The organism is Pararhizobium qamdonense (assembly GCF_029277445.1).
Classification (GTDB): domain Bacteria; phylum Pseudomonadota; class Alphaproteobacteria; order Rhizobiales; family Rhizobiaceae; genus Pararhizobium; species Pararhizobium qamdonense.
Genome location: NZ_CP119566.1, coordinates 2,860,406 through 2,875,262, shown reverse-complemented (window position 1 = coordinate 2,875,262; position 14,857 = coordinate 2,860,406). Strand labels below are relative to the sequence as shown.

Annotated in this window: 14 protein-coding genes; 11 read left to right on the top strand and 3 right to left on the bottom strand. The window is 59.7% G+C overall.

Translation table 11 applies throughout. The annotated features are described in order from the left end of the window. The first annotated feature begins 195 nt into the window (after positions 1–195). A complete protein-coding gene (gene exbB, locus PYR65_RS13930) occupies positions 196–1,224 on the top strand; it encodes a tonB-system energizer ExbB (protein ID WP_276118429.1) in 1,029 nt (342 codons plus the stop codon). Positions 1,225–1,228: 4 nt separating this feature from the next. Continuing rightward, positions 1,229–1,654: a TonB system transport protein ExbD gene (gene exbD / locus PYR65_RS13925; RefSeq protein WP_060638257.1), complete on the top strand. Its 426-nt coding sequence runs from the start codon at positions 1,229–1,231 to the stop codon at positions 1,652–1,654. 30 nt (positions 1,655–1,684) lie between these two features. Here the strand turns inward: exbD and PYR65_RS13920 are convergent, their stop codons facing one another. Further along, positions 1,685–2,272 (bottom strand): acyloxyacyl hydrolase, encoded by a 588-nt coding sequence (locus tag PYR65_RS13920; RefSeq protein WP_276118428.1) that lies wholly within the window; start codon positions 2,270–2,272, stop codon positions 1,685–1,687. A 265-nt stretch (positions 2,273–2,537) separates the two neighbouring features. On the opposite strand from PYR65_RS13920, the gene PYR65_RS13915 reads away from it, so the two are divergent. From PYR65_RS13915 to exoR, 8 genes are all read left to right on the top strand, one after another. Further along, the gene (locus PYR65_RS13915; protein WP_276118427.1) at positions 2,538–3,203 is read left to right on the top strand and encodes a protein-L-isoaspartate O-methyltransferase family protein; all 666 of its coding nucleotides are present in this window, start codon (positions 2,538–2,540) and stop codon (positions 3,201–3,203) included. Positions 3,204–3,534: 331 nt separating this feature from the next. Further along, positions 3,535–4,824 (top strand): TolC family outer membrane protein, encoded by a 1,290-nt coding sequence (locus tag PYR65_RS13910; protein WP_407951328.1) that lies wholly within the window; start codon positions 3,535–3,537, stop codon positions 4,822–4,824. A 216-nt stretch (positions 4,825–5,040) separates the two neighbouring features. Further along, a complete protein-coding gene (locus tag PYR65_RS13905) occupies positions 5,041–5,982 on the top strand; it encodes a PopZ family protein (RefSeq protein WP_276118425.1) in 942 nt (313 codons plus the stop codon). A gap of 127 nt (positions 5,983–6,109) precedes the next feature. Further along, positions 6,110–8,950, top strand: a complete 2,841-nt coding sequence (locus PYR65_RS13900) for a valine--tRNA ligase (protein WP_276118424.1) — start codon at positions 6,110–6,112, stop codon at positions 8,948–8,950. Positions 8,951–9,003: 53 nt separating this feature from the next. Next, entirely contained in the window at positions 9,004–9,276 is a 273-nt protein-coding gene (locus tag PYR65_RS13895) for a hypothetical protein (protein WP_276118423.1), read from the top strand. Positions 9,277–9,403: 127 nt separating this feature from the next. Then, a complete protein-coding gene (locus PYR65_RS13890) occupies positions 9,404–10,630 on the top strand; it encodes an OmpP1/FadL family transporter (RefSeq protein ID WP_276118422.1) in 1,227 nt (408 codons plus the stop codon). 113 nt (positions 10,631–10,743) lie between these two features. Continuing rightward, on the top strand, positions 10,744–10,968 hold the full coding sequence (locus PYR65_RS13885) for a hypothetical protein (RefSeq protein ID WP_276118421.1): 225 nt from the start codon (positions 10,744–10,746) through the stop codon (positions 10,966–10,968). A 269-nt stretch (positions 10,969–11,237) separates the two neighbouring features. Then, positions 11,238–12,041, top strand: a complete 804-nt coding sequence (gene exoR / locus PYR65_RS13880) for an exopolysaccharide production regulator ExoR (protein WP_060638252.1) — start codon at positions 11,238–11,240, stop codon at positions 12,039–12,041. 26 nt (positions 12,042–12,067) lie between these two features. Here exoR and xth read toward each other — a convergent pair whose 3' ends face one another. Further along, complete coding sequence (gene xth / locus PYR65_RS13875; protein WP_276118420.1) at positions 12,068–12,856, bottom strand: exodeoxyribonuclease III; 789 nt, start codon at positions 12,854–12,856, stop codon at positions 12,068–12,070. 143 nt (positions 12,857–12,999) lie between these two features. Here xth and PYR65_RS13870 point away from each other — a divergent pair, with 143 nt between their 5' ends. Continuing rightward, positions 13,000–14,460 carry a phospholipase D-like domain-containing protein gene (locus PYR65_RS13870; RefSeq protein WP_060638250.1) on the top strand — a complete coding sequence of 487 codons (1,461 nt, stop codon included), beginning with the start codon at positions 13,000–13,002 and terminating at the stop codon, positions 14,458–14,460. A gap of 15 nt (positions 14,461–14,475) precedes the next feature. Here the strand turns inward: PYR65_RS13870 and erpA are convergent, their stop codons facing one another. Next, complete coding sequence (gene erpA, locus PYR65_RS13865; RefSeq protein WP_060638249.1) at positions 14,476–14,808, bottom strand: iron-sulfur cluster insertion protein ErpA; 333 nt, start codon at positions 14,806–14,808, stop codon at positions 14,476–14,478. Positions 14,809–14,857: the final 49 nt, after the last annotated feature.

Sequence of the window (14,857 nt, the reverse complement as noted above, 5' to 3'; positions counted from 1 at the left end):
AAGCTCGAGAATCTCACAGGATTGTTATTCTTGATTAAACTACTCCACAAATACTTGTCTTTCGTCCATAGTATGTCATATGAAGCCGCGATGGATGCAGGCGCGTTCGGCGCCGTCGTCAAATGATGTTTTACGTGCTCCCGCCATCTTGTCCTCCCAAGGGGTTGGCGGGCGAAAACGAGGTAAGGATAGGTCATGCCGAACCCTGCAATGCAGAAATGGATGATGCTGGCGGCCGTGCTGCTGACGGTCTTAAATTCCGGAACGCTCCGCGCTCAGGAAACCCAGGCTCCTGCCGTCACTGAGACGCAGCAGCCGGCACCAGTGGCACAGCAGCCGGCCGATGTGACGCCGCAGGCCGGTGCTTTGCCGGTTACGCCAGCAGATGATGCAACGCCCGCAGCGCCTGCCGATGATCAGACGGCACCTGCCGCCGGGACAGCAACGGACGAGGCGCAGGCAACGTCGCCAAACCCGGTTCTGCCGCACGATCTGTCGCCGCTTGGCATGTTCATGGCCGCCGATATTATCGTCAAAGCCGTAATGACCGCTCTGGCGCTCGCATCCGTTGCCACCTGGGCGATCCTGTTTGCCAAATCTTTCGAGCTTGCCGCCGCCAAGCGCAGCGCCAAGCGTGCGGTGCGTATCCTGTCGGATGCCGTTGTCCTTCGCGACGCCCGCGAGATGTTGACGGCGAAAAAAGGCCCGGCGGCGCAGATGATTGCCGCCGCAAACGATGAATTGTCGAAGTCGGAAGCCATTCTCGACATCGTCTCGACGCAAGGGGTCAAGGAGCGCGTCGCATCCCAGCTCTCCCGCATCGAGGCAGGGGCGGGCAAGCGCATCGCCACCGGAACCGGCATTCTGGCGACGATCGGATCGATTTCGCCGTTCGTCGGCCTGTTCGGTACAGTCTGGGGCATCATGAATTCGTTCATCGGCATCAGCAAGGCGCAGACGACCAATCTTGCGATCGTGGCGCCCGGTATCGCCGAAGCGCTGCTGGCAACCGCCATCGGCCTCGTTGCGGCCATCCCGGCCGTCGTCATCTACAACTATTTCGCCCGCTCGATCAGCGGTTACCGCCTGATCCTGGCCGATGCCTCGGCTGCGACGGAGCGTCTGGTCAGCCGCGATCTCGATTTCCGTCAGGCACGCCGTCTGGCGCCGCGCAAGGCTGAAGGCCATGTGCATTCGGAAGCCGGCATAGCGCGGATCGGATAAGACCATGGCCAGCAAAATCAGCGAGGGTGGCGGCGATCTCGAAGAAAACAGCGAAATCAACGTCACGCCCTTCATCGACGTCATGCTCGTTCTTCTGATCATCTTCATGGTGGCAGCACCGCTCGCCACCGTCGATATGAAGGTCGATCTGCCGCAATCGGCAGCCGCTCCGGTAAAACGCGAAGACAAGCCGGTCTTCGTGACGCTGAAGGCGGATCTGTCATTGGCACTCGGCAACAACGAGATCAATCGCGACGGTTTCGTTGCCGAGCTGAACGGTATGACCGAGGGCAATATGGAAACGCGGATTCTTCTGCGCGCCGACAAGGCTGTCGACTACGGTGAGCTGATGACGGTGATGAACCTCATCCAGCGGGCCGGCTATACCAAGATCGGCTTGGTTGGCCTGGAAGCCGCACCTGCCGGCTAGAGCGCTAGCTCAGGTTAAGACGCCGTCGGCTTAGAACTTGTAGCCGATGGCGAGGCCGGCATGGCTGAGGCCATTGTTCGGGCCGTCGCAGAGATTGGCATGCGACGAATGGTCGGCGGTCGCCAGGATTTGCCAATTGCCGGTGACGCGATAGCCGACTGCGACCTGTTCGCGAAAGAGCAGGCGGCAGCCCAGTTCCGGCCCTTTGCCGCTGCCCCCATCGAGCTTGCCGTTATGAACGGTTCCCCCAAGTCCGAGCTCGACGAACAGGCGGCTGGTGATATCGGCCGTCCAGCTAAAGCCGCCAAACACCTGATCCACCCCGGAGCCGGTCCCGGCGGAGGCGCCGAGATAGATCCTTGGCTCCAGAATGCTTTGCTGCCATGTCGTGGCCGTGCCGCTCGACAGTGGATCGAAGAAGATGGTGGCGGACGGGAAAAGACCGGATTCGCGGGAATTGCCCGTATTGATCGATCCGCTTGCCCCAAAGCGCAGCTCGTCGAAAACCGTTTCGGCCGCCACCGCATGGCTCGCGCTCAATGTGGAAAGCAGCACGCCGGCTGAGAGACAGACAAGCCCGGGCGCGAGGCGGCCTGGATGATGGAAACGTCCTGCCACTTTGTAAATCTCCTCTTCCGGTGATTCGCGCCGATACAGCGAATCTGCCCAAACTTGCTGCCCATTAGAAGAGCAGAATATGTTGACCGGCTTTTGCGAAGCTTGCTTTTTTGCAAGAACTGCATTCCATAGCTTGAAACGGCGGATGCGCGGATTTATGAGCGTGGCCATGCCCGGTCGGCTCAAGCGCCACCGGTTGTTTTATCTGCGTAAGCCAAAAGCGCGCACACGCCGGAAGACGATCCGGATTACGAGGTCAGGCAAGATGAATTTCGAAGCAGCACGCATCAAGATGGTCGACAACCAGATCCGCACGACGGACGTGACGTCGCACCCCGTTCTCGCGGCATTCCTGTCGGTCCCCAGAGAAGAATTCGTTCCTGCCGCATTGAAGCCTCTCGCCTATATCGACAGCGATATCGAGCTGGCTGCCAATGGTGCCGGTGGCCGGCGCTACCTGATGGAGCCATCGCCGCTGGCCAAGCTTCTTCAGCTGGCCGAAATTTCCAAGGACGACACGGTTCTCGAAATCGGCTGCGGCACCGGTTACGCTTCGGCGATCCTGTCGGAACTGGCGGCGTCCGTCGTGGCCCTTGAGAGCGACGAAACCCTGGCGTCGGAGGCGACGGCCACTCTTGGCCGGCTTGGGCATGCGAATGTCAAGGTGGTGACCGGCGATCTCGAAAAGGGTCATGCGGCGGGTGCGCCCTATGACGTGATCTTCGTTCATGGCTCTGTGGAGACCGTACCGGATGGTTTGCTCTCGCAGTTGAGCGACGGTGGCCGCCTGGTTGCCGTGGTTGGCTTTGGCAATGCCTCGAGAGCGCAACTTTTCCTGCGCGAAAATGGCCGGACATCCGAGCGCCTGGCGTTCAACACCGCCGTCAAGCCGTTGCCGGGCTTCCGTCTGGCACGCGAATTCGTCTTTTAACGGTTGAGCACCGATACATCTTTTGTGGATAGGGGATTGGCAAAACGATGATTTGCCAATCCATTGATTAAATATTAGTTAAAAATAATATAAAGATTGCGCTTGGCGACATTTTGACCATTTTTCCTCGATATCGGGACCGGACAACACGCGACGAACAGGTCCGGCATCGCCGGGGCGCCGCGTTTCGCAATGAGGATGTGCCCTGCCGGCCTTTGTTTTTGGAGTGATATGCGTGTCGATTTTTCGTAAAACGGCTTTGGCGGCCGCCCTTTCCTCCGCCGTGTGGCTTTGCCCACAGACCGTTCTTGCGGAAACCATTTCAGCCGCAATGGCAAAGGCCTATCAGAACAATCCGGATTTGAACGCCGTGCGTGCCGGGCTTCGCGCCACCGATGAGGGCGTGCCGATTGCCAAGGCCGGCTACAGGCCGCAGATCTCCGCCGCCATCACCGGATCGGCGACACGGCTGGGGGACGAGGGATTTGGACCGGGAACGCCGCTTGTCAGCCAGGACTATACCAATGGATCTGCCAGCATCACCATCACCCAGCAGATCTTTGATGGCTTCCAGACGCTAAACAATGTGCGGGCTGCCGAGGCCAATGTCTTTTCAAGCCGCGAAACATTGAAGGCGAACGAGATTTCCATCCTTCTCGCCGCCGCCCAGTCCTATGCCAACATTGCCCGCGATCAACGGATCGTGGCGATCCGCAAGCAGAACCTGGCCTTTCTCAGGGAACAGCTGAGTGCCGCCAAGTCGCGGCTGGATGTGGGCGAGGGCACCCGCACCGATGTCAGCCAGGCAGAGGCGGAGCTGGCAGGCGCGAAGGCCATTCTCGTCAATGCCGTCGCGCAGTTGAAACAGAGCGAAGCCGTCTATGTCCAGATCGTCGGCGATGCCCCGAAGGGCATCAAGCAGCCGGTGCCGGCATCGAAGGCACTGCCGAAAAGCCTGGATCAGGCTGTCGCTGCAGGGTTGCGCGATCATCCGACGATTGCCGCCGCTGAATATAATGTCGATGCCGCCGGATACCGGGTGAAATCCGCCGAAGGCACCATGCTGCCTGGCGTGGTGGTGCAGGGTTCGGTATCGCGCAACACGACCGATCGCACCAATAGCGGCGATAGTTCCAACGCGTCCATTACCGCCCGGCTTGAAGTGCCGCTCTATCAGGGGGGTGCCGAATACGGGCAGATCCGCCAGGCGAAGGAAAGAATGGGCCAGCAGCGCATCCTGGTCGATTCGGCCCGCGCCGAGGTGCAGCAGACGATCATCACGGCCCATGCCCAGTTTGAGGCAGCGCGTGCGACGACATCAGCCAACAAGGCCCAGGTCAGCGCCGCAAACCAGGCCTTGGCGGGCGTGATCGAGGAGCGCAAGGTTGGCCAGCGCACCACGCTCGATGTGCTCGATGCGCAGCAAAGCGTACTGGTTGCCGAAGAAAGCCTGGTGACGTCGCAGCGCAATGCCGTCGTTGCCAGCTATTCGCTGCTGGCATCCATGGGGCGCCTGACCATCCAGAGCCAGGGCCTGCAAGTGGCGGAGTACCGCGCCGAGGAACATTACGAGGCCGTCAAGGACAAGTGGTTCGGCCTTCGAACCGTCGATGGCCGCTGAACGTCATCCCTGTCACATTTCTGTCGATCGCTCCCGGCAAGTGCGCGCGCGTCGCTTTGCCGTGGACATGAGGCGGGTGACGCCGCCAACAAATCTGTGCAAGATTCCAGCTATATGATTCGCAGCGTTTTGTTCGGCGCCGAACTCGCATACAGTCCGCCGCAATGACGGCGCGGCCATGTATCGATCCGGCGCGACGCAGAAACGGGGATAATGATGGCACAGCCCAATGTAGCGCGTGAACCTTCGATGGACGAAATCCTGGCGTCCATCCGCAAGATCATCGAAAGCAACGAACCCGGCATTCCCGGCTTCCCCGCCAACGATCTCGGCCCGGCTTCGAACAATGCCTATCGCGGCTATGACGATGATGATTCCGGCGAAGATATTCATCTGACGATCGACGACGAGGTTCTCGCACAGGAATTTGAAGCCGGGGAGCAGAAGAATTTTGCGCCCATGGATCCTGCTTTGCGGGAGGCCCAGATGCTGGAGCCGCAATTGCCGGAAGCGCAGTCGCGCAGCGTCGAGGACGCCAAGCCGGCTTTGACCCCGCCGTCCATCACCCCGCCGTCCATCACCCCGCCGTCCATGACCTCGCAGCCCGTGTCGCCGCCGCCTATGTCGCTTGCCGATGTCGCAGCCCGCGTCCGCGCTGCCTCGGAGCGGCATTCGGCACCATTGCGCGATGCGGAAAACCAGGCTGCCGCATCCCGGGCGAAATCCGACAACCCGATGGTCACCGCGCGGATGGCGCCGACGTCTTCGCCTCTGCATGTCGAAAGCACGCAGGAAGCCGCACCGGCGCCGGCAGCTTCCGTGGCGCAACCTGTTGCCGCTCCGGAACTGCGCACTGAGACTGTCGAACCGTCTGTAGCTCCGATTGAGGAAGCCACAGTGCAACGCCAGCCTCTGTCCATCATCAGTGAAAAGGATGTGGCAGCTTTGGTGTCGCCAGCCGTCAGCGAACAGGTCGCGCGCTCCTTTGGCGATCTGGCCCTGGCTGTGGACAGCAGTTCGCGCCGCTCGTTCGATGAGATCGCCGAAGACATGCTGCGCCCGATGCTGCACGAATGGCTCGACGACAATCTGCCAACACTCGTCGAACGGCTCGTGCGTGAGGAAATCGAGCGCGTTGCGCGCGGTCCACGGCGCTAGCCCCCGCATTTCTCTCTTCCAAAGCCGCCAGCGATCACACTGGCGGCTTTTTTGCTGTTATTGTTGACAGCAATGCCCCGTTCCGATTTACAAACCACCGATATCAATCAGCAAGTTTGGCTTCAAAATGCTCGAAAAAACCTATGATTCCGCCGCTGTCGAACCGCGCATCGCCAAGATTTGGGATGACGAGGACGCCTTCCGTGCAGGTGCTGGGGCAAAACCGGGTGCGGAAAGCTTCTGCGTCGTCATCCCGCCGCCGAATGTGACGGGCTCGCTGCATATGGGCCATGCGCTGAACAATACGCTGCAGGACATCATGGTCCGCTTCGAGCGCATGCGCGGCAAGGACGTGCTCTGGCAGCCCGGCATGGACCATGCCGGCATTGCCACGCAGATGGTCGTCGAGCGCAAGCTGATGGAACAGCAGCTGCATCGCCGCGAGATGGGCCGCGAGGCGTTCATCGATAAGGTCTGGGAGTGGAAGGCCGAATCCGGCGGCCTGATCTTCAACCAGCTGAAGCGTCTCGGCGCGTCCTGCGACTGGTCGCGCGAACGCTTCACCATGGACGAGGGGCTCTCGAAGGCCGTCCTCGAAGTCTTCGTTTCGCTCTACAAGGATGGCCTGATCTACAAGGACAAGCGCCTGGTCAACTGGGATCCGAAGCTGTTGACCGCGATCTCCGACATGGAGGTCGAGCAGGTCGAGGTGAAGGGCAGCCTCTGGCATCTGCGTTATCCGCTGGAAGACGGCGTCACCTATCAGCACCCGGTTGCGTTCGACGAGGACGGCAAGCCGACGGATTGGGAAACGCGCGATTATCTCGTTGTGGCGACCACCCGTCCGGAAACCATGCTGGGCGATACTGGCATTGCCGTTCATCCCGATGACGAGCGTTACAAGGCGATCGTTGGCAAACATGTCGTGCTGCCTTTGGTCGGCCGCCTCATTCCGATCGTCGCCGACGAATATCCGGATCCGGCAGCTGGAACCGGCGCGGTCAAGATGACGCCGGCGCATGATTTCAACGACTTCGAGGTCGGACGGCGCCATCATCTGCGCCAGGTCAATATCCTCACCATCGAGGGCCATCTGACGCTTGCCGGCAACGAGGAGTTCCTCGAAGGCCTTCCGGCAACAGATGCGCTGGAGGCACTGGTCTCGGCGCTCGACGGCGTGGAGCGCTTTGCGGCGCGCAAGGCGATCGTCACGATGTTCGAGGAACGCGGCCTCCTCGACAAGATCGAACCGCACCAGCACACCGTCCCGCACGGTGATCGCGGTGGCGTGCCGATCGAGCCGCGCCTGACCGAACAATGGTGGGTGGATAACAAGACGCTGGCCAAGCCCGCGATCGCGTCCGTCCGGGAAGGCCGCACGCAGTTCGTTCCGAAGAGCTGGGAAAAGACCTACTTCCAATGGCTGGAAAATATCGAGCCGTGGTGCATTTCCCGCCAGCTCTGGTGGGGACATCAGATCCCCGCCTGGTACGGCCCGGATGGTCAGGTCTTCGTTGAAAAGAGCGAAGAAGAGGCGCTGCACGCCGCCATTCAGCATTACCTCTCGCATGAAGGGCCGATGAAGGCCTATGTCGAGGATCTGCTGGAGAATTTCAGGCCGGGCGAAATCCTGACGCGCGACGAAGATGTGCTCGACACATGGTTTTCGTCCGCACTCTGGCCATTCTCGACGCTGGGCTGGCCGGACAAGACGCCGGAACTGGAAAGATATTATCCGACCAACGTGCTCGTCACCGGCTTCGACATCATTCCGTTCTGGGTCGTCCGGATGATGCAGATGGGCTTGCATTTCATGAAGGATGATGCCGGAAATCCGGTAGAACCCTTCCATACCGTCTATATCCACGCCCTGGTTCGCGACAAGAACGGCGCGAAAATGTCGAAGTCGAAGGGCAACGTCATCGATCCGCTCGACCTGATCGACGAGTATGGCGCCGATTCGCTGCGGTTCACGCTGGCGATCATGGCAGCGCAGGGCCGCGACGTGAAACTCGACCCCGCCCGCATTGCCGGCTATCGCAATTTCGGAACGAAGCTCTGGAATGCGACACGCTTTGCAGGAATGAACGGCGTTGCCAACGATCCGAAATTCGTGCCCGAAACCTGCTCGCTGACGATCAACCGCTGGATCCTCACCGAACTCTCGCGCACGATCCGCGACGTCACCGAGGCGATCGAGAACTACCGCTTCAACGATGCCGCTGGCAGCCTCTACCGTTTCGTCTGGAACCAGGTCTGCGACTGGTACCTAGAACTGCTGAAGCCTGTCTTCGGCGGCGAGGATGAGGCCGGAAAGGCGGAATCGCGGGCTTGCGTCGCCTATATTCTCGACGAGACCTATAAGCTCCTGCATCCGTTCATGCCGTTCATGACGGAGGAATTGTGGGCGCAGACAGCAGGCGAGGGCGCGGTACGCGATGGCCTTCTGTGCCACGCGGACTGGCCTGCCGCATCCTATGCGGATGATGCTGCCGCCGGTGAAATCAACTGGCTGATCGATCTCGTGTCGGGCATCCGCTCGGTCCGCTCGGAAATGAACGTTCCGCCGGCTGCCATTGCGCCGCTGGTCGTGGTGGAATCAAGCCTTGCGACCAAGGAACGCCTGGAACGCCACGCGGCCGCCATCCGCCGTCTGGCGCGTGTCGATGCGATCGATCTGGCAGCCTCGGCCCCCAAGGGCAGTGCGCAGATCGTCATCGGCGAAGCAACGGTCTGCCTGCCGCTCGGCAGCCTGATCGATTTGAGCGCTGAAAGGACCCGGCTGGAAAAAGCCGTCGGCAAGGTTGAGCAGGAACGCGAACGCATCCTCGGCAAACTGTCGAACGAGAAGTTCGTCGCCAATGCACGTCCCGACGTGGTCGAAGCGGAGCGGGAACGCCTGGCGGAACTCGACAGCCAGAAGACGTCTCTCGCCGTGGCGCTGGCAAGGGTCGCCGACGCCGGTTGAGGCGGAGATGGGCCATGGCGGGCCATGCCCAGCCTGGATAAATTTGGGATGAAATGATCAAAAAAGGCGGTTTCGACCGCCTTTTTCCGTTTTATGTGATTCTCGTGAGACTTCCCGAAAACGCTCGAAATGGGTCGATCTGCCCCCGCTGGCTCAATATCCCAATCGAGCTGCGCCTATCGTCCAAAAAATGGCATTGTTGTGTCGAAGTAACACACGCCGAAATTTATGGAGGATTATTCCTCCTCAGGCATTTTATTGACGCGATGGCGAAATTATTTACCCAATTTTCTCATTTTGACGCGACGCTGGATTTTCTTACGTAAATTTTTAGTGCGCTGATGTGTCCGGTTGCGAAATTTAGGGATTTGCCTTTCGCCCTTCGCAGTCGATAGTTCCTTCAACAGGTCGGCGTCCGCGCCGGCCAAAGATCTGAATTCAGGGGGGAAACGGATGATTGACTTCAAAATCAAGGCGGCGATGACGGCAGCGGTTGCAGTGCTGTTGACCAGCACGGCAGCACATGCCGGCGGTCTTGAGCGCGGCGGCTACAATATCGACCTTTTGTTCGATCCATCGACCTATGCGGCGGAAGCTGCGGCAACCTATGTCAATCCGCAGCGCGAACTCGACAATGTGGTGGATGTTGATCCGACAGACGGTATTGGTTCGAACGGCATTGGCGGCGGCCGAACCGATGGCGTCAGGGATACCGAAGGCTATTGGGTGCCGCGCATCGGCGTGAAGGCCGGCTTCGGTGACAGCGTCGATTGTATGGCTGATTATTCCCAGCCCTGGGGTGCGCACACGAAGCCTGGCGCCAACTGGATGGGCGCCAACGACAATATCGAAACAAAGATCGAAAGCGACAACTACGCTGCGACCTGCTCCTACAAGTGGGATGTCGGCCAGGGCCAGTTACGCATCATCGGCGGTGGCTTCTATCAGGAAGTCGGTGGCTTCAAGGAACGTCTCGTGACGCCGGTTCTCGCTCCGGGATTTGACGGCGTTGGCCGCCTCGACCTGGACGGCAGCGGCTGGGGCTGGCGCGCAGGCGCGGCCTACGAAATCCCTGAATATGCGTTCCGCGCCAGCCTTGTCTACAACAGCGCCGTGGATCTCGACAATCTGGGCGGCAAGATCGACCTGACCAAGGTTCTGCTTCCGAACGGCGTTGGCGGTTTTGTTCCGGGCACGAAGTACGACGTCTCCAGCTTCGCCTCCATGCCGGACTCTCTGGAACTGAAGGTTCAGTCCGGCGTCGCACCCGGTTGGCTCGTCTTCGGATCGATCAAGTGGACGGACTGGAGCCAGCTCCAGGTCATCCAGATCAATCCGAACAGCACGCTGGATCCCCGTAACCTTCCGACCAACCTCACTCTTCTTTATCGGGATGGCTGGACAGTGTCCGGCGGCGTTGGCCATAAGTTCAACGATCAGTGGAGCGGTGCGGCCAGCCTGACCTGGGACCGCGGTACCAGCCATGGCTACGGCAACCAGTCCGACACCTGGACGCTCGGCACCGGCGTTTCCTATTCGCCGACTGAAAATGTCGAGCTGCGGCTTGCCGGCGCTGTCGGTGTGCTGACGAGCGGCAGCTCCGTCGGCGAAGACGTTGCATACGATTTCGGCACCGATATCGTCACCGCGATTTCGACGTCTCTGAAGGTCAAGTTCTGATATTTGAGGACGCAGTAAAAACAATGGCCCGGTGTTCGCATCGGGCCATTTTTGTATGTGCAGGCCGGGCAGGGGCAAATTGTCTCCAATTTCATGACCACTGAATTTTGCAGATGAACGAGATCGACGGCAAAAAACGCGTCTTGGTCATGGTTCTGCGGCAATTTATTTCAATGCCGGCAGCGGAAATTTCTGGTCATGAGGCATCACGTTTTGTGACGATTCAGCAACACATTGTTTCTATACTTCGCAGCAGCTGGCTGGCAGGCGATTGTGTCTATTTCCCGCCACAAACTGGGAGCACCGATGGACTTGACAAAGATGCCGGTAAGTTTTGAGCATGCGGCATTTGGGGAAAGATGAGTCACAGCGTTTTCGAGAAAGTTCAAATCTCCCATCATGTTACGAGGCTTCAAGGCAGCTTTTCGGAGCGGGTTGACGTGTGCGGCATGGGTGAGGTGGATGGTGCAGCCGGGGCAGGCCGCACTCTTGCCGGAAACATTGGCTACTGTTTGGAAAATGCGGGTGTGAACAGCGCTTTCGACAGGGGCTCATTGGGAACTTTTATGGGTCGGCTCTTGGTTTCGAACGGAAGAAATAGACTATCATGCTGATACGCGGTTACCGGTCGTTGACGTTTCTTGTTCTGAGTGTGGCGCTTGCACTGTCCGCTGAGCACCGCATGGCCTACGCTTTTGATCCCAATGCCGGCGTCACCAAGGAATCGGGACCGTTCGCTCTCTTCAAGTTCGGTTTTTCCGCCTATAAGAATGGCCGCAAGGACGAGGCAGTCGAAGCCTACCGCTATGCCGCCGAACAGGGCCATACGGGTTCGCGCTGGGCACTGGCCAACATGTACGCCTATGGCGACGGCGTGGCGGAAAACGACCTGGAAGCTTTCAAGATCTATAACGAGATTGCGGAGAAGGGTGTGGAGCCCGGCTCTGAGGATACCGGCTATTTCGTCAATGCGCTGATTTCGCTGGCAGGCTATTATCGCCGCGGCATTCCCGACAGCCCCGTCAAGAGCGACCTCAGCCAGGCCCGTCAGCTCTATTTCCAGGCCGCCTCCACCTTCGGTGTTCCCGAGGCGCAGTTTCAGCTGGCCAAGATGCTTCTCTCCGGCGATGGCGGCAGCGTCAATGTGCAACAGGCCAAGAAATGGCTGAACCGCGCCCGCAAGAATGGCCACGCCGGTGCCATGGGCGTGTTCGGCAATGTGATCTTCCAGGAAGGCCAGACAGCGCGTGGGCTGGCCTATATGACGGCAGCACTGGACCAGTGTACGCCGAAGGAACGGCCATGGCTGCAGTCGCTGCAGGAGCAGGCCTTTTCGATTGCCGGTGAAGACGACCGCCGCAAGGCCGTCGCCATGTCCCACAGCATTCATCTGGACAGCGATAGCGACTGAGCCGTCAGGCCCTTTCGTTCATTCTTTCAAGCCGCAAAATTGAACTGGGCTGCCACCGGCACGTGATCGGACGGCTTTTCCCAGGCGCGCACGTGCTTTTCGATATCGGTCGAGACCAGCCGGTCGGCCGCTTCCGGCGACAGCATCAGGTGATCGATCCGGATTCCGAAATTCTTCGGCCAGCAACCGGCCTGATAATCCCAGAATGTATAAAGTGGTGCTGCATCCGTGGTTGAACGGACGGCATCGGTAAAGCCCAGGTTTTCAAGCCGGCGGAAAGCCTGGCGCGTGCGCGGCTGATACAGGGCGTCATTCTGCCAGACCTTGACGTCCCAGCAATCATGCGGCTCGGCAATGACATTGTAGTCGCCGGCCAGTATAAGCGGCTCCTCCAGGGCAAGGCGGCTCTCAGCAAAGGCGTTGAGGCGGTCCATCCAGGACAGCTTATAGAGAAATTTCTCCGTTTCGACCGGGTTACCATTGGGCAGATAGAGCGAGCAGACGCGGATGGCACCGCCTTCGACGGAAAAGACCCCCTCGATGAAGCGGGACTGCTCGTCTGCATCGCCGCCGGGCAGGCCGCGATTGATTTCGTCGGGCTTCAGCTTCGACAGGATGGCGACGCCGTTGAAACCCTTTTGCCCATGTGTTTCGACGTGATAACCAAGCGCCTCGATCTCGGCGCGCGGAAAGCCTTCGTCCATCGTCTTGATTTCCTGGAGGCAAACGATATCGGGCTGCGATTCCTTCAGCCAGGCCACGAGAACGTCGATGCGGGCCCGAACGCCGTTGATGTTCCAGGTAACGATTTTCATGCAATCACGTCCTTTTGGCTGGCGGCGCAGCGGCCTGTCTTTCTTTTAGCGCCACCGCACCCTTTTCACAAACCCGGTGCAGACAAAGACGTGTGGACGGCAGGTGAATTGCTTCCTGATCGCGGCCCGTTATAGTTCCGTGCATGATCGATCTTTTGACAACCTATTGGCCGCATATCCTGGCGGCGCTCTCCATCATCCTTGGCGTTCCCGCCGCCATTCACGCGGCGATGACCAAGGACGAGGTACGCTCGGCGCTTGGCTGGGTGGGTGTCATTCTTCTGTCGCCCGTCATCGGTGCGCTGATCTACGCGGTTGCCGGCATTAATCGCATCCGCCGCTCGTCGATCGGACAGCAGCGGTCGCTGTTTCGCGAACGCGGGCCGGATGCCATGGAAAAATTCGATATTTCGAGCACCGTGGTTGCCGAGCGGTTCGGGCAGCGATTCGGCGCGATGAAACTGCTTGGGGATCGCGTCAGCCGGCATCGCATGTGCGGCGGCAACGGCATCGTAATGCTGGAAGGCGGCGATAAAGCCTATGCGATGATGCTGGATCAGATCGGCGGCGCAACGCGCTCCATCCTTCTGGAAACCTATATTTTCGATCGCGATCCGATTGGCCTGCGCTTTGCCGATGCCCTGATCGCCGCTGCCAAACGCGGCGTTGCCGTTCGCGTCCTTATCGATGCCGTCGGCGCGCGCTATTCGGTGCCCAGCATTGTCGGTTACCTGCAGCAGGGGGGCGTGACGGTCAGGGTCTTCAACGGCAACATCATCATGGGGCTGCGGCTGCCCTATGCCAACCTGCGCACCCACCGGAAAATCCTCGTCGTCGATGGTGCCGTGGCCTTCACCGGCGGGATGAACATACGCTCTGGCTTTACCGGCGAGTTTGCCGGTGAAGGGCAGGCGCGCGACACGCATTTTCGCGTCACCGGCCCGGTCGTTGCCGATCTTTTCCAGGTGGCGTCGGAGGACTGGCGGTTTTCCAGCCGCGAAGCACTGGATGGGCCGGAATGGAAAATCTCTGCGGCACCGTCCCAGCAAAAGCCAACCATGCTGATGCGCGCCGTGCCGTCTGGGCCGGACCGCGCCAACGAATCCAACCACAAGATGATGATGGGGGCTTTCTCGGTCGCCAGACGCAATATCCGCATCATGTCGCCCTATTTCCTGCCGGACCGGGAATTGATCAGCGCGCTGGTCACGGCATCGCTGCGCGGGGTCGAGGTCGATATCGTCGTCCCGGCCGTCAACAATCTGGTATTGGTGGACCGGGCGATGACGGCGCAGTTCGACCAGACGCTCAAAGGCGGCTGCCGCATCTGGCGCGCCACCGGTGCGTTCAATCATTCCAAGCTGATGACGGTCGATGACCGCTGGGCCTATGTCGGCTCCTCCAACCTCGATCCGCGCTCGCTGCGGCTCAATTTCGAGATCGATCTGGAGGTTCTGGACGCAGGCTTCGCCAGCACCGTCGGCAACAAGTTGCAATCCGTGCTGAGCAGTGCCGAGCCAGTGACCCTCGCAGACCTGCGGGCCAAGCCGTTCACCACGCGCCTGCTCAACAAAATATTCTGGCTGGGATCGCCCTATCTTTAAAAGGGCAGGCTGCCGTCAGACCGAAAAACTGGTGCCGCAGCCGCAGCTTGCGACGGCGTTCGGGTTCTTGATCTGGAAGGATTGGCCGAGCAGGTTATCGACGAAATCGATTTCGGAGCCGCTCATATAGACCAGAGACAGGCTGTCGATCAGGACCTTGGCCTCGCCCTTTTCCAGGATAAGGTCGTCGTCATCGGCATCGCCGACAAGATCGAACTTGTAGGAAAAGCCCGAGCAGCCGCCGCCTTCGACGGAAACGCGCATGGCCTTCTTCTCGGCATCGGATTTCAGGATGACGGCAATGCGTTTTGCCGCCGAGTCCGAGAGAGTTACGGTGTCTATCGTCATATCTACCTCCTGCCGGGGTCAAGAACCGGAGAGATTCGCTGTTCATATC

Bases quoted from the DNA above. Each gene is read 5' to 3' on its own strand.
- erpA (WP_060638249.1), bottom strand. From the start codon at position 14,808: ATGACGATAGACACCGTAACTCTCTCGGACTCGGCGGCAAAACGCATT.
- PYR65_RS13870 (WP_060638250.1), top strand. From the start codon at position 13,000: ATGATCGATCTTTTGACAACCTATTGGCCGCATATCCTGGCGGCGCTC.
- exbB (WP_276118429.1), top strand. From the start codon at position 196: ATGCCGAACCCTGCAATGCAGAAATGGATGATGCTGGCGGCCGTGCTG.
- PYR65_RS13905 (WP_276118425.1), top strand. From the start codon at position 5,041: ATGGCACAGCCCAATGTAGCGCGTGAACCTTCGATGGACGAAATCCTG.
- exoR (WP_060638252.1), top strand. From the start codon at position 11,238: ATGCTGATACGCGGTTACCGGTCGTTGACGTTTCTTGTTCTGAGTGTG.
- PYR65_RS13910 (WP_407951328.1), top strand. From the start codon at position 3,535: ATGGCAAAGGCCTATCAGAACAATCCGGATTTGAACGCCGTGCGTGCC.
- PYR65_RS13895 (WP_276118423.1), top strand. From the start codon at position 9,004: ATGATCAAAAAAGGCGGTTTCGACCGCCTTTTTCCGTTTTATGTGATT.
- PYR65_RS13900 (WP_276118424.1), top strand. From the start codon at position 6,110: ATGCTCGAAAAAACCTATGATTCCGCCGCTGTCGAACCGCGCATCGCC.
- PYR65_RS13890 (WP_276118422.1), top strand. From the start codon at position 9,404: ATGATTGACTTCAAAATCAAGGCGGCGATGACGGCAGCGGTTGCAGTG.
- PYR65_RS13915 (WP_276118427.1), top strand. From the start codon at position 2,538: ATGAATTTCGAAGCAGCACGCATCAAGATGGTCGACAACCAGATCCGC.
- exbD (WP_060638257.1), top strand. From the start codon at position 1,229: ATGGCCAGCAAAATCAGCGAGGGTGGCGGCGATCTCGAAGAAAACAGC.
- xth (WP_276118420.1), bottom strand. From the start codon at position 12,856: ATGAAAATCGTTACCTGGAACATCAACGGCGTTCGGGCCCGCATCGAC.
- PYR65_RS13885 (WP_276118421.1), top strand. From the start codon at position 10,744: ATGAACGAGATCGACGGCAAAAAACGCGTCTTGGTCATGGTTCTGCGG.